Origin of the sequence: Geomicrobium sediminis (assembly GCF_016908595.1) — a bacterium.
GTDB classification, from domain to species: Bacteria; Bacillota; Bacilli; order Bacillales; family Marinococcaceae; genus Geomicrobium_A; species Geomicrobium_A sediminis.
Genome location: NZ_JAFBEC010000009.1, coordinates 55,942 through 68,239, shown reverse-complemented (window position 1 = coordinate 68,239; position 12,298 = coordinate 55,942). Strand labels below are relative to the sequence as shown.

Below are 12,298 nucleotides of genomic sequence, written 5' to 3'. Positions count from 1 at the left end.
CCCCTTTTTATTGTAACGGTACCATCACTCTTCTAACATCAGGTCTTCTTTGGTCATATATATCTTCTATGAATTTATCAGATAAATATTGATGACCGACTGTAACCCTTGGCTGTATTTCGATAGATATTCTATCAGTCATTCTTGGCTCTATTAAATTAATAGTTTCGTTATCAGTATCTTCATTGTAAGAAGAAGTTATTTCAAAATGTGGTCTTTCACCCTGTAACTGTAAATATTGATTAATAACTTCCCGCACATTCTCTTGATCTAGAGAGGCTGTTTTTTCTGCTCTACCTAGTGATACAGCAACTTCTATATTCACGCCAGAATATTGATTTAAAAGTCTAGCTGCATCAGTCAACAACGTTTGATCGTCTTGATTAGCATTCAATAAAACATCCGAGGCTCTTAATTTTATTTTCTTATAGTAATCTGCGTCAGTAACTCGATCAACTTTCGAGTAATCAATTAATGGATTTAATTTTACAACAAGTGGATTTTGTTCAGTTTCACCAATCCTGTCTAAATAAGAAAACCTAAGATTAGTTAATACATGTTCTGCTTGTTTAACTGTAAGTCCATACAAGTTAGATTGCATCACTAATGAACTATACTCATTATCATATATGAAAGAATTAAATTCACCAATGTATTCATCGCGATTGATCAAGATATTCTCTTTAATTTCCCCAAATCTTTTCTTTGAAGGAATATTTGTTTCTCGTAATTTTGACAACTGAAATGTATAAATATTTCTTCTGTCGTCATAATCCAGAGAATCCTTTTCTATCTCTGAATATTCAGTACCTAACTCTACATTTGGATTGAAAAACTCTCTTTGTTGGATAAAATAGTTCAGTAATGGTTGCATATCCCATGATTCTGCAGGATATTGATTTATTTCTTCGCCGTACTCTTCTAAAACGTTGACCTCTGCAGGAACTAGCTTTGGTTCAAAATAATTAAATCTGACATATTTTTTCATTATTATCTCCCCCTGCCCACTCTTTCGACAGTAGGTTCAAAAGTCCTGCATAATTCTTCAAAAAATATCAAAAAGCCACAACGCCAACCTCGTCATGGCTTAATAAGAATGGCTCTCTCATACATAGGTGGCAACCGTACGACAAAATTACAGCTTAAACCATTCCCTGATCTCTTTTATACCTCTGTATGTCTTTGCAAAGTCACTATGATAACTCAAATAGTCTTCGCCTTTTGCTGTAAGTTGTGGTCCTATTTTTTCTAGTATTGGTCGACCATCTCCACGATTTACCCCTATTAAATTTCCTTCTCTCGTGTGATAGTTCACTGCATTGTCGAACTCTTCCTGCGACACATATAGATTACGTTCTGTAAGGTCTGTATTTCCTTCGTCAATCTCTCTTAATACTGCATATCTTAATTTATCACTTTTCATTTTTTCACCCCCTATAACTCTAGTATATTAACAACTATCCCCAAAATTCATTTATAAATTACAAAATAATATAAAAAAACCTATCCTGCATAAGAGAATAGGCTCGTAGAAATTTGATTTTCGACTTTAGCGCTAGCTCGATCTAAATGTTTTTGCACCGTACTTTTTCCAACACCCAAATATTGTGCCGCCTGCTCCAACGAGAGCAACTCTGCCTTGACCATTACATAAACCTCACGCTCTCTAGCCGTAAGCATAGATAAAGCGTCGTCGATACGGAAATGGTCTGCCTGGCTAATTTGTTTGTCCTCTGACATGTTATGCCGTAATCGCTCCAGTGCGCTAGGCTCCATGTAAATTGTGCGTTGGTGTACGGATCGTCGCTCAATATCTCGCTTTGCACCTGGTCGTCTACTCGTCTCCATCCACTCAATTGCATACTCCAAGTCTCGGATCATCCCGCCAATGATCTCATGCTCGTTTTTCTCAGCTTTAAGCTGCGTCCACTCCCCATCAGTCTCCATAGGTTTACGTTGCAATGTCTCCCGATACTTGACCAACTCTTTACGCTTTTGCTTGTACTCGATCACTAGATCCAACATACAACCCGCCCCTTTGCTCTTATTTGCCTTTGTACGCTCCGCCTTTGCCTCTTTTCAGAGTTTGCTTGTTCTGCCCCATCATCTGCTCCCAAAACGCTTCTGAGTGCGTTTCCTTTTGTTTCTGTGGCTTCTTCTTAGTCTGCTTATCCGTCATCTCGTCCCTCCCAATAAAAAAGAGCACCAACCAACACAGCTATTGCTGTATCAATTAGCGCTCTCGGTTTTTCCGATAAGCTACTTATAATCGTTCTGTCGCCGACACCTTTTTATGCACCAGCTTGTGATCCTGCCATGTAATAACTTGCTCTCCAAACCCCGTGACTGGCTTCTCTACCTGTGTAATTTGCCCGCCTTTTATAATCAACACCGCATCTTTGCTCAAATCAATCTCCGCCGTTTTACTCAATGCGACCCCTCCCGTGTATGTGGTATACTCTCTGTGGGTACAGACTCCGCAAGGGGTCTTTTTATTTTTTTTATTTCTTTGTTTTCTCTGCATATATTATAAATGCAACAATGAATGGTAACAGCATTGCTATGAGAATAGGTAGCCATATAATATCCATTTTGGTCACCTCCTTTGATAACCTTTACCCTAAAACCCTCTCCGCAATTTCTCTAGCACGTTTGTTGACCTCTTCTTCTTGGATCTCCTCACGAATCACCTTACGCTGCCACTTGATCTGCTCACTCTTCGTCATTGTTTTCATTCAGATTCCTCCAATACGTCTATGATTGTGTCTATCGCTTCCCCCAAAAACTCATCTTCACCGTCACTAGGACGCAATTCGGTTACAATATCCTGTAATGCGTCTTTTGCTTTGATAAGTGCTTTCTCATAACGTTCCGCTTTCTCAGCTCGTTCAACGAACCAATCAAAATCACTGTCTCTTGTCTTTCCCCATTGTCTCCGCCTTTCGAGCACTTCTCTTAACATTTGATCATCACTCACTGCCCAACCTCCTTAACTTGAACCTCAACCCTCGGCTCGTCGCTGTACCACTTACGTACCGTCAAATCGACAACTTGTTTGTCGTCCTCCCAAATGATCCCTGAAAGCCCATCCTTGATGCCCTTGACGTAATTATCAACGTCAGGCTTGGTAATCGGTCTGAGCTTGCCCTCAATTGCTAGTGCCCGCTTGTATTTTGCTAGGCTTTTCGGTATCTGCCTGTACACATCCACCACTAGCTCTAGCTCGCCACTTAGCAACTTACTTGGTCTATGCTCAGCTGCTGCCAACTTGACGTATTGCTTATAATCTCGGCTTTTTAGAGGATCGTACATCTGTACATTGCCCTTGCGATCCCGCCCTGCTCTCGGTCTGCCTTGTGCCACTGGTTCGCCGTAGATGGTGAATGAAATATCCTGTTTAACCTCTAGTTGTGTCATGCGCCCCTCCTAGTAACCGTTGGCTTGTCGATCGTGATTGATTTTGTTTTTAGCGTAGTAGGCTTGTTCGACTTGTTCTGTGGTAAATCCGAGCATGCTTCCGAGTCCCAGAAACACTTCAAAACCATCCTTGTAATCACCCTCAATAGTAGTGGTGTAATACTCCCAATCTGTTTGCATCAATTGAATTATTGAGTGATCAACGCTCTGTCTGAACATTGGATTTAATGTCATCACATAATCTTTATGCACGTCGTAATATCCGTTGTTTAAACCGATTGAGAGGATGAAATGCAAACAATCGACGTACTCTTCTAGGAGTGGGTTTTTGTATCTTTCTGTTCCAGTACCATCACAATGATCACATTCTTCATAAGGAACTCCTGACTGACCTTCTAACATTTGCTGCATGTTGGACTCTGCATTTATATCTCCTGTACCGATGCAAGTTGTGCATTCAACTCTAAGTTTTGTCCTCGGCTCCCGATCCTCACTCCAAAACTTAAAGCTCGGTTCCTCATTGGATAGCTCCCCCAACTCTGTCAACAGCGCTCTCACACGTTTCAGAGTCAAGTCCTCGGCTTCCAACCCTTTCTCCTTGATAATCCGTTCATCTAACTGTTTCTGAGTTTCAAATAGTTTCTGTAGGTTCACGCCTTCACCAGCTCCAATCCCTCGCTAAAATTGTTGTCATACTTATGCGGATAGTCGTGCCTGTAATAAACCTTGGTGATCCCTGCAAACTTGATTGCTTTTGTACACTCGGCACATGGCTTGTGGCTCACCCAAATCTCTGCGCCCTCTGTCGCTATTCCGTGCCTAGCACATTTCATCAATGCTGCAACCTCTGCGTGTATCGTCTTTACGCACGAGTTGTTAATCTCACAGTTGCCGTTGCATGGATCAACGGGGTAGTTTTTAGCTGTGGCTAATGTTCGTTCACCCCGTGTTATTGCTGCTGATACCTCTAGCTTCTTGCAGTACGTCATGTTGTGCTTTCCTCCAGTAATTCCTTGTTTTCATAGATGTTGCCGATAATTTCAAGCTCTTCATCATTGCATTCGACATCAATAAGGAGGATGCCCTCACACCAAAACGCTGCACCAGTATAAACGACTGGACCCCTTAGTATTTGATCGCCCCTGTTTCCACCTGTTCTGTCGTAGGAACAGTCGTTAAACTCAATAATGTCCCCCTCGTAAATGTTCGTCTCGTGTTTGTCTTTGAGTCCAGTGTATTGTCTAGGAATATATCTTTTTTTATCTGTTAGCGCATTGCCAATTCCGATTGCCGTTAATTCATCGGCAGGTATCATCTCGTTGAAATCTGTATCCCAAAACTCAAACTTAATCTCCCTACTCATCGCCCTTCGCCTCCCTTCTCTTGCTCAATAACTTGAATCATAAGCTTTAAATCCTTCGAAAGTTGCATGTTAGTCGTTTCTCTTTGATAGGTTTTAAGAGCTTCTAATCCAGCAGGATCGTTCTCAGGGGATAGCACAAACTTAAAATCCTGCTTCAACGGCTTTCCGTCAGCTCGTATAATGTGATACTTTCCGTACAATCCTCGCTTCTCATCACTCATCACCCTTCGCTCCTTTCTCTTGCTCTTGACGCTCTTCAACAATGCGTTCATCCCTTTCTTCTTGCTCGGCAACAAACCCTAATCCCCAAGCTAATAACGCTTTTGCCGTTGTCCGATCTTTGTCACTCATCGCCCTTCGCCTCCTAACATTCAGTTGAAGCAATGATGCAAGGTTTTGTTATTTTATCTTGCTCAATCATCCAAGAAAACGACTTTCTCACCCACAGCACCCCATGAATTCGCTCCATTACCAACGCTTTTTTTTGTACTTCATTGGGTAAATCATCAACGCTAATTAACATCGTTTCATCAAGACTTACTTCACCTTCAAAATCTTCTTCGATTTCAATATCACTAAAGCCAGTTTCAAATTCATAATGCTCTTTTGCTTGTTTTTCGTTTTCTGCTGCAACCCAGTCATAATCATTCATTTTAAAAACCTTCACTCACTCCGCCTCCTCTGACTTCTCCTTCAACTTCTGCCAACACTTTGGACCATAGCCACGCTCTCGACTCTTAGCATCCTTTAACGGACGACCACAGTTGTGACATTCTAAGATTTCGTTCATTTATTTGCCTCCTTATGACTCATACCTTACAACCCATCCGCACTTGCATGATCGGTGATAGCTAGTGCCTGTAACTATTAGCTCACCTTCACCATTTCCAAGATTGGTATTTCCACACTCTGGGCATTCTGAGTATTTATCCATTAGCTCCAGTAACTTACCGCCCCTCACTCATTCGCCTCCTTGTTGATACCTTGGATTGATCTACTCTCAATATTCAACATGGCGTTAATTGCAGAGACGACTCCACCAGCAAATATCTTGTCTTGAAGATTGTAGATGGGACTTTCAATAATTCCTTTGTACTCCTTGTAGTATTCTGCTAACCGTTCTTCCGCCGTCTGCTCGACCTCGTATCCGTGTATTAAAGCAATTGCAAGTTCATCGATTCTTAGAGCATTCAGACCGACGTTAAAGCTCGTCCACGATCTCGTCTCGTCTGCATGACGTTCTAGAGCATAATTTATATCTTTTTCCTCTTTTATTCTTTCCACCATATCCGCCTGTTCCTTCGTCAACACTGGTGTTTTAATTTCCATCACTCCGCCTCCTCACGTCTCGCTCGTCTCGTTAACCACAAATCCCTCTCCCACACAATGTGCTTCGGTGCATCCTTATCCCTCATCACATCCGTAGCGTCTTTGACAATGCGCCCTACGTCGTCCATGTGATACGGGTACGGCAAGTTGCTTTGTAACTCCCACTCCATTTCAATTTCTGCGCGATCCTTAGCATGCTTTGCGTGCGCCGTTACAAGTTGACTGAGCGTTAGCCCTTTGTATTTGCGATTAGGCACTAACTGGTCGACTAAATCTAGTTGCTCTAATGTCATGCTTTATGCTCCTTCCTGTAAGAGAAAAATAGCTCTTCAACAGGCTGATCATAATAATCAGCGATTAACACCATTCGATCAGGTGATGGCAAGCGTTTCCCGTGTTCGTAACTCGCAAGCGTGTTTTCATGTATGCCTATCATCATTGCAGCACTTTCCAAAGTACGATTGTCGATGTCTCGTAGCTCAATCAGTCGTTCGCCAACTCGCTTACGATCGATCACACCGCCCGCCTCCTGTTTACGTGACGTTGGAATTTAGCTTTCAGAGTTTGATAGTTTTTGATGCGCTCACGCTCTCTTTGTTCTTGCACCTCTCGGGGACAGGCGATGCACCCGTCAGCTCGCACCCCGTAGCTTAATTGCGTGTACACGATCCCTGAGCCGTTACATACGTTGCACATTTAATCACCCATCCTATGATTGAGTTTCATTCGGTCACCCTTAATCACAACCGTGTAATCCTTCGACATTTCATAGAGTCTTGAAGCCAACGCCTCGTCAACATCAAACAATCCGTCTACATCCCATTCGGACGAAACAAGTACGGGTTTGTGGTTGAGGTAGCGATAATTAACAACGGCCTGCATCTGTTCAATCTGCCATTCTGTAGCTCTTGGAACCTTTATTCGTTCTCCGTTATGCCATTTGCTTACTGGCTTGAATAGATCGTCGATAAACAGCACATCCACGGTCTGCATTCGATTAATTTTGGCTTCGAGCTTTTCAAAGTCATCACGCAAGTTATTGAACCCCTCAACGAAAGGGAAGTAATGAACTTGCACATAGCGTTGGCGCTCTTTGTCGTACTCTTTAGGGTCTGGAATCTTAGTACGCATGAGGTAGTTGGCAACGGCTGTAAGCAGATGCGTTTTCCCTGCTCCTGAGCTTCCAAGAAGCTGAATGCTATTACAACGTTCTTTGTGAATGTCTTTGAAATCCTTAAAGTAAGTCACCGCACATTCATAAGCATGTTGCACAATCTCTGGCTTGCCCTCCGTTTGAAACGTTTTAAAGTCTGCCTTTCGAAAGGAATCAGTAATTTCACTGGTTCGAATATTGTTCGCTAAGGCTCGTTGTTCTCGACATGGACATTTAACATAAACCTCAATGCCATTGCGATCCTCTAACCATCCGAGCTTGTCCTGACATTCTGTGCACTTAGGCTCTTTTACGATTAATCCATCCTGTTTGTCCGCCAATGACGGATTCTTTTGAACCTCGTTGGCTTTCGCTTTGATTTGCTCGATGACTGCTGCTATACCCTCCACTTGGCTTCACCTCTTTTGCATGACTCTTCGCAAGGGACTCTTCGTGTCTGCTCTCGATATATTTCATGCAGTATTTAAAGCTCTTGATAGCACCGTTAGGATCACGCTCTCGATATTCCTCAAAGCATTGATCAAGCCATTTGATTGTTTGCGGTAACGGTATACCACGGGCGACAACCTGGGCGATGGCATCATAATCACTAATGCTCGGGTAAATCTCTTTGCCTTCCTGTGCGGTTCTTAAATCTGCATATCGTTCAGCTATTTTATCCACGTCATGATTTGAATTTGTTTCGTGCGTATTAGTAACAACAACAGAATCATTCTTACTACATTCTTTAACATTCTTATTATTGTTCCGTTCCTGTTCCGTCACTGTTCCATCACTGTTCCGTAGCTGTTCCATTTCATGTATCTTGTAGTTCTCTAATCCTTGATACTTCTCGTAATTGACCACTGTAAAGAGTGTTCCATTTTCGAGTGTTTTCATGATTATTTTCTCTTCGTTTTCAAGTGATTTAAGCTTCCTCTGAATCGTTGTTAATGGGTACTGTTTTATTGCATTTCCTTTGCCTTCTCGATAAGTTAAGTCTTCTCTCAACTTACGTAATGAACGAAGGTATTGACCCCTTTTGAGGTGCACCCCAGCATGAGTAACCCCATCCTGAGAGAAAACTGCATTACCGATGATGAAAAAGAATATGCGAAATTTCACTGGATCTTCCCAAATTGGGTTTTCGAAAATGTCTCTACTCATCTGGAATGCCCCGCGCAAGTGCTTCACCTTCCCCTGCTGGTGTTCTTTTTCTGGTTGATGTTCTTAGTTCTTTAGCTTTTCTTCCTACAAATCGCGTTCATCTTTTCGATCCTGACAAACTCAAACTCTGGGTACTGACTCTTGATGTAGCCACGTACATACTTAGCAAATGTTTGCTTCTTGTTCGGGCTTTGATCCGCTATCTCTAAATACTCGTAAGGGATCGGCACGTGGTACTCATAGATCATTTAAAATCTAAGGCGATTTCTTCGGCTGATCCTTGTTGCTTCGCTTCTTTCTTCTCGACCTGTGGCTCATCTGCGGGTTCTTCTGGAACCTCTGCCATATCAATGTCTAAATACTCGCCGTCTTCGCTGATCTCCTTACGATCCTGCGGGTCTTTAGTGTCCTCGACATACGCTGTTTGTAGTTCGATGGAAAGGATTCCCCACTTGGATAACAGATTACGAATAACGGTCTTTTTCGCCATTGCATCCCAGTCATTCTTCCAACCGAAATCGGATTTGCTAAACTTTTTCTTGTGCGCCTCAACTTCTGATTTGGTCCAGTAAACCGTCTTTCTAAACCCGTTAATGAGTTCGAAAAACCCTGCGTAGCCAACGACTTTATCCGATTCTTTTGCTTCAAAATCAATGTCAATTTCCTCTGTGAGACGGTTCCATTTCTGTAGTTCTCCTTCGTGGATCTCGATGACGTTAATGTTCTTGTATTGCCCTGTACGTAGCGCCAGTTGTATTAAACCTTTATAACCAATCTGGAACGTTGCTTTATTGCCATATGGCACGATATAGGCGTAACCGAGGTTTTTATCAACGGGTAAGTCCATTGTTGCTGCGATCATTGCGGATGAAATGACGCTCATTGGCTCTGATTTCTGTAGCATCTTTTCTGAGTTATAGAGATTGACAATGCTCGTAATAAACTGACTGGATCGCTTGCCTAGGTTTTCTTCAAAACGTTTCTTAATTGCTGGACTTTCAAGGAGTCCTTTAAGTGTCGTCCCCTGCTTGGCAGGGGCTTGTCCGTTACTCTTCGATAGATTGTTTTTAAGTGATTGATTCGTAGCCATAATAGCCTCCTATACCGTCTGGATTTTGAATGGTCGTGATACGCTTTCTTTGGCGTATTGGTCGTAAAGTTCGGGCTTTTCTTTTTTGATTCTAGTAGTATCGATTCCACGTCTTACTACGTTTTTCCAAACGACTTTATATTCCGTTGTGAGCGCTGTTTCAGCGTCTTTCATCTGTTGCTTAATATTGTTCTCGATCTCAGCCTTTTGAACGTCTAGTAGCTTAATTTGCTCCTTGATATGCTCTAGCTGTTTAAGGTTCTCTAAGTCCGATTTACCAAGGTTCACAACCTTCTCACCGTCTGATTCTGGGTACTTTTCTTTGATATACCTTTCTGCTGCGCTTGATCCATCTAATGCAGGTGCAATTCCAGTCACAACATGATCTTCCCAAAAGCGCTTTTCCTGTTGGATGATCATGTGAATGAGTTCTTCATCTCGATCAATCTCTTTCCATACGAAACGCTGTCCGCCAATCAACACTGCAAAGTACGCTTTACTCTTACCTGTAACAGCTAGATAGTGTTGCACTTGCACCAGATAAGCGTCTGGCACTTCTTCTCCGTCCCAATCCTTCGCTAAAAACTGATTCGCTGTTTTGCATTCTAGAATTGCGTCTTCTCCAACGACCACACGGTCAACGTCAGCAATCATAAATGGGTGTTCCGAATGTTGAAGCATGAAGTTTTTTCTTCGTACTCTCTTACCTGTTCGTCTTGCAAACTCTTCTGCGACTACATCTTCAAGTAAGTTGCCGAAATACGCTGCTTCGCTCGGATCGTCCGTATTAGGCACGTAGTCCTCTGATTTCTCATGCCATACTTCGAATGGTGTTTTATATTTACTAATTCCTAGCACCGCTGCTGCATCACTTCCGCCGATGCCTTTTTTACGATGGTTGAGCCAGTCTTCACGGCTCATATTTTCGGTTTTAATGAGCACCTGTGTCATTCCGCCGCCTCCTGCGCCTGCAATTGATTAAGTCTAAAAGCTTCCTGTAAACCTTCATGTTTCGTTACTTCGCTTGCGGATATAAACTCCATTTCGTAACCATCCGGGAAGTGTTCTTTATACGTTTTGTGCCTGTCTGGTCGTGTGCCTGATTCCACTCCTAAATCATGGCTTACATAACTTTCATGGCTGCACCAATGGCTTCCTAAGACTGTTCCGTCATCAGCCAATGCGTAGGCAACACCGTCACCGCCACCAACAACATTCGAAAAGCAATATATTTTATTCATTATTTTCTTCCTCCTGTGCCCATTGATTGCCCGTGGGGGATGCGGTACAATGGAGATATAATTTATTGTGTTAGACCCCCGAGTCGTTTTGAGCGCCCACTCAAACGGCTCTTTTTTGCGTTTTGAAGATGGTTTTGACTGTGTAAGCGTCGTAACCCGTGTAGTAAGATGCAATGGCTGCACCGTAGTGGTAGCCGTTCTCTTGGATCATCACATTGATAAACTCCACAACGTCGTTGCGATCCTTACGTTTTCTAAAGCGACCAATTTCACGCTTCGCCATGTTCTCAATATGCATAACTGGCATTATCATCTAGCCTCCGATACGTCTCTGACATAATTTGCGATACATGCTGTGTCATCGTGTAGCAACACATCGTCAAACTCTAAGTGATCCTCTCCGTCGTATACGCTGTGTACGCAACCCTCACAATTTCCGATTTCCATTGGTTCAACTGGATCAAGGTATTTGTCTGGTAGCAACATTCCGTTTTCAAGCATCTTCTTCACCCCAAGAAATGCCTAAAGTAAGGTAATAGCTTCCTGAGCTACTTTCTAAATTAAATCCCTCTCCCTTAATAATTGTCACGATTTCAATGTGGTCATCTTCCGGGATGTCGATACCATCATAAGGAATTGCTACTACTACACTAAAATCCCCTTTTCCGACCGCTTCTTCTATCTCGCTTTGAACCGTTCGTAAAATGCGCTCAACTCGTCTTAAGCGTACCGATTTAGCCATTTCTCTAGCTTGTTCTGCGTTCATCTAAATCTCTCCTAAAATGTGATGTGAGCGACCATTAACGCCGCGATGATTCCCGATGTAAATAGACCGATGAGGATGCGCTCTTGTGCTTTCTCGCTCATGCTAGCCTCCTAGAAAAGCAATGATATAAAGCCTGTGATTGATGTGAATTGAGGTAATAACTCCATAATTTGTGTCATCATTCCTATACCATCTACGCCGATGATAAGAGCTACCATAACCTCTGGTGCTTGTGCATTTGTACACCAGGTTTGAAAAACGGATATTGCTGGTTCCTTACGATTGTTCTCGTATTTTGAAACATCTGATTGTGTCATGTGATTGATTTCTGCCCATTCTTCTTGGTTGTATCCCGCCTTTTTTCTAAGCGCTCTCATTGCCCCGCCATACTTCAATTTCCTCACCTCCCCTAAAAGAATTGGATATTCCAAATTGGAATGGACTGCGGTAGGTGGTAACTGTATGATCGGGTTAAGAGATAAGCTCAGTGTTATCCAACCACTGATAAAACTTCTCTTTTGGTATCTTGATCCTCGTATTTTTGCCCTCCTCTCTGATAGCAGGAAACCCAACAACATGATTTGCGATGTCCCTCATTCTTTGCTCCGAAACTCTCATGATCTCCGCCGCCTCTTTTATAGTAAGAACTCGGGGGTATGGATCGTTCACTTGTCTCTCCGCCAACCTTTGTTCAAGTGATCTGATTTCCTCCCCGACCACTTCCTCTACGACTTTCCGTAAAGTATCTTCAAAGCTCATTTTTAATCACTCC

Annotated in this window: 28 protein-coding genes; all 28 read right to left on the bottom strand. The window is 42.6% G+C overall.

Annotated elements, in window-relative coordinates; translation table 11 throughout:
• Positions 1 to 7: 7 nt before the first annotated feature.
• Positions 8 to 988 (bottom strand): DUF6731 family protein, encoded by a 981-nt coding sequence (locus JOD17_RS15345; RefSeq protein WP_239575614.1) that lies wholly within the window; start codon positions 986 to 988, stop codon positions 8 to 10.
• A 147-nt stretch (positions 989 to 1,135) separates the two neighbouring features.
• Entirely contained in the window at positions 1,136 to 1,423 is a 288-nt protein-coding gene (locus JOD17_RS15340; RefSeq protein ID WP_204698810.1) for a YjcQ family protein, read from the bottom strand.
• 80 nt (positions 1,424 to 1,503) lie between these two features.
• Positions 1,504 to 2,025: a sigma factor-like helix-turn-helix DNA-binding protein gene (locus tag JOD17_RS15335; RefSeq protein ID WP_204698809.1), complete on the bottom strand. Its 522-nt coding sequence runs from the start codon at positions 2,023 to 2,025 to the stop codon at positions 1,504 to 1,506.
• A 19-nt stretch (positions 2,026 to 2,044) separates the two neighbouring features.
• The gene (locus JOD17_RS21355; RefSeq protein WP_239575612.1) at positions 2,045 to 2,179 is read right to left on the bottom strand and encodes a hypothetical protein; all 135 of its coding nucleotides are present in this window, start codon (positions 2,177 to 2,179) and stop codon (positions 2,045 to 2,047) included.
• 84 nt (positions 2,180 to 2,263) lie between these two features.
• A complete protein-coding gene (locus JOD17_RS15330) occupies positions 2,264 to 2,431 on the bottom strand; it encodes a DUF3954 domain-containing protein (RefSeq protein ID WP_204698807.1) in 168 nt (55 codons plus the stop codon).
• Between the two features lie 300 nt (positions 2,432 to 2,731).
• Positions 2,732 to 2,977, bottom strand: coding sequence for a hypothetical protein (locus JOD17_RS15325; RefSeq protein WP_204698805.1), 246 nt, complete (start codon positions 2,975 to 2,977; stop codon positions 2,732 to 2,734).
• Complete coding sequence (locus tag JOD17_RS15320; protein WP_204698803.1) at positions 2,974 to 3,417, bottom strand: RusA family crossover junction endodeoxyribonuclease; 444 nt, start codon at positions 3,415 to 3,417, stop codon at positions 2,974 to 2,976. The genes JOD17_RS15325 and JOD17_RS15320 overlap by 4 nt, the downstream gene beginning before the upstream one ends.
• A 9-nt stretch (positions 3,418 to 3,426) precedes the next feature.
• Positions 3,427 to 4,071, bottom strand: coding sequence for a dUTP diphosphatase (locus JOD17_RS15315; RefSeq protein ID WP_204698801.1), 645 nt, complete (start codon positions 4,069 to 4,071; stop codon positions 3,427 to 3,429).
• Complete coding sequence (locus JOD17_RS21850; RefSeq protein WP_204698799.1) at positions 4,068 to 4,406, bottom strand: deoxycytidylate deaminase; 339 nt, start codon at positions 4,404 to 4,406, stop codon at positions 4,068 to 4,070. Before JOD17_RS21850 ends, JOD17_RS15315 begins: the two co-directional genes overlap by 4 nt.
• On the bottom strand, positions 4,403 to 4,780 hold the full coding sequence (locus JOD17_RS15305) for a YopX family protein (protein WP_204698797.1): 378 nt from the start codon (positions 4,778 to 4,780) through the stop codon (positions 4,403 to 4,405). Before JOD17_RS15305 ends, JOD17_RS21850 begins: the two co-directional genes overlap by 4 nt.
• Positions 4,777 to 5,001, bottom strand: a complete 225-nt coding sequence (locus JOD17_RS15300; protein WP_204698795.1) for a hypothetical protein — start codon at positions 4,999 to 5,001, stop codon at positions 4,777 to 4,779. The genes JOD17_RS15305 and JOD17_RS15300 overlap by 4 nt, the downstream gene beginning before the upstream one ends.
• Entirely contained in the window at positions 4,994 to 5,131 is a 138-nt protein-coding gene (locus JOD17_RS15295; RefSeq protein WP_204698793.1) for a hypothetical protein, read from the bottom strand. The genes JOD17_RS15300 and JOD17_RS15295 overlap by 8 nt, the downstream gene beginning before the upstream one ends.
• Before the next feature lie 13 nt (positions 5,132 to 5,144).
• Positions 5,145 to 5,447, bottom strand: coding sequence for a hypothetical protein (locus JOD17_RS15290; protein WP_420827944.1), 303 nt, complete (start codon positions 5,445 to 5,447; stop codon positions 5,145 to 5,147).
• Positions 5,448 to 5,570, bottom strand: a complete 123-nt coding sequence (locus JOD17_RS21350; protein ID WP_239575611.1) for a DUF6011 domain-containing protein — start codon at positions 5,568 to 5,570, stop codon at positions 5,448 to 5,450.
• 12 nt (positions 5,571 to 5,582) lie between these two features.
• Positions 5,583 to 5,714, bottom strand: a complete 132-nt coding sequence (locus JOD17_RS15285; RefSeq protein ID WP_204698942.1) for a DUF3797 domain-containing protein — start codon at positions 5,712 to 5,714, stop codon at positions 5,583 to 5,585.
• A gap of 23 nt (positions 5,715 to 5,737) precedes the next feature.
• Complete coding sequence (locus JOD17_RS15280; RefSeq protein WP_204698791.1) at positions 5,738 to 6,109, bottom strand: hypothetical protein; 372 nt, start codon at positions 6,107 to 6,109, stop codon at positions 5,738 to 5,740.
• Positions 6,109 to 6,402, bottom strand: a complete 294-nt coding sequence (locus JOD17_RS15275) for a hypothetical protein (RefSeq protein WP_204698790.1) — start codon at positions 6,400 to 6,402, stop codon at positions 6,109 to 6,111. Before JOD17_RS15275 ends, JOD17_RS15280 begins: the two co-directional genes overlap by 1 nt.
• The gene (locus JOD17_RS21345) at positions 6,399 to 6,626 is read right to left on the bottom strand and encodes a helix-turn-helix domain-containing protein (protein WP_204698788.1); all 228 of its coding nucleotides are present in this window, start codon (positions 6,624 to 6,626) and stop codon (positions 6,399 to 6,401) included. Before JOD17_RS21345 ends, JOD17_RS15275 begins: the two co-directional genes overlap by 4 nt.
• A gap of 179 nt (positions 6,627 to 6,805) precedes the next feature.
• Positions 6,806 to 7,603, bottom strand: coding sequence for a DnaA ATPase domain-containing protein (locus tag JOD17_RS15265; RefSeq protein WP_239575609.1), 798 nt, complete (start codon positions 7,601 to 7,603; stop codon positions 6,806 to 6,808).
• Entirely contained in the window at positions 7,563 to 8,429 is an 867-nt protein-coding gene (locus tag JOD17_RS15260) for a hypothetical protein (protein ID WP_204698787.1), read from the bottom strand. The genes JOD17_RS15265 and JOD17_RS15260 overlap by 41 nt, the downstream gene beginning before the upstream one ends.
• A 244-nt stretch (positions 8,430 to 8,673) precedes the next feature.
• The gene (locus JOD17_RS15255) at positions 8,674 to 9,519 is read right to left on the bottom strand and encodes a recombinase RecT (protein WP_204698786.1); all 846 of its coding nucleotides are present in this window, start codon (positions 9,517 to 9,519) and stop codon (positions 8,674 to 8,676) included.
• Positions 9,520 to 9,528: 9 nt separating this feature from the next.
• A complete protein-coding gene (locus tag JOD17_RS15250) occupies positions 9,529 to 10,470 on the bottom strand; it encodes a YqaJ viral recombinase family nuclease (protein ID WP_204698785.1) in 942 nt (313 codons plus the stop codon).
• On the bottom strand, positions 10,467 to 10,760 hold the full coding sequence (locus JOD17_RS15245; protein WP_204698784.1) for a hypothetical protein: 294 nt from the start codon (positions 10,758 to 10,760) through the stop codon (positions 10,467 to 10,469). The genes JOD17_RS15250 and JOD17_RS15245 overlap by 4 nt, the downstream gene beginning before the upstream one ends.
• A 100-nt stretch (positions 10,761 to 10,860) precedes the next feature.
• Entirely contained in the window at positions 10,861 to 11,067 is a 207-nt protein-coding gene (locus JOD17_RS15240) for a hypothetical protein (protein WP_204698783.1), read from the bottom strand.
• A 2-nt stretch (positions 11,068 to 11,069) separates the two neighbouring features.
• Complete coding sequence (locus tag JOD17_RS15235; protein WP_204698782.1) at positions 11,070 to 11,261, bottom strand: hypothetical protein; 192 nt, start codon at positions 11,259 to 11,261, stop codon at positions 11,070 to 11,072.
• Entirely contained in the window at positions 11,254 to 11,526 is a 273-nt protein-coding gene (locus JOD17_RS15230) for a hypothetical protein (RefSeq protein ID WP_204698781.1), read from the bottom strand. Before JOD17_RS15230 ends, JOD17_RS15235 begins: the two co-directional genes overlap by 8 nt.
• Positions 11,527 to 11,636: 110 nt before the next feature.
• Positions 11,637 to 11,921 (bottom strand): helix-turn-helix domain-containing protein, encoded by a 285-nt coding sequence (locus JOD17_RS15225; RefSeq protein WP_204698779.1) that lies wholly within the window; start codon positions 11,919 to 11,921, stop codon positions 11,637 to 11,639.
• A gap of 76 nt (positions 11,922 to 11,997) precedes the next feature.
• The gene (locus JOD17_RS15220) at positions 11,998 to 12,285 is read right to left on the bottom strand and encodes a helix-turn-helix domain-containing protein (RefSeq protein WP_204698777.1); all 288 of its coding nucleotides are present in this window, start codon (positions 12,283 to 12,285) and stop codon (positions 11,998 to 12,000) included.
• Positions 12,286 to 12,298 lie beyond the last annotated feature (13 nt).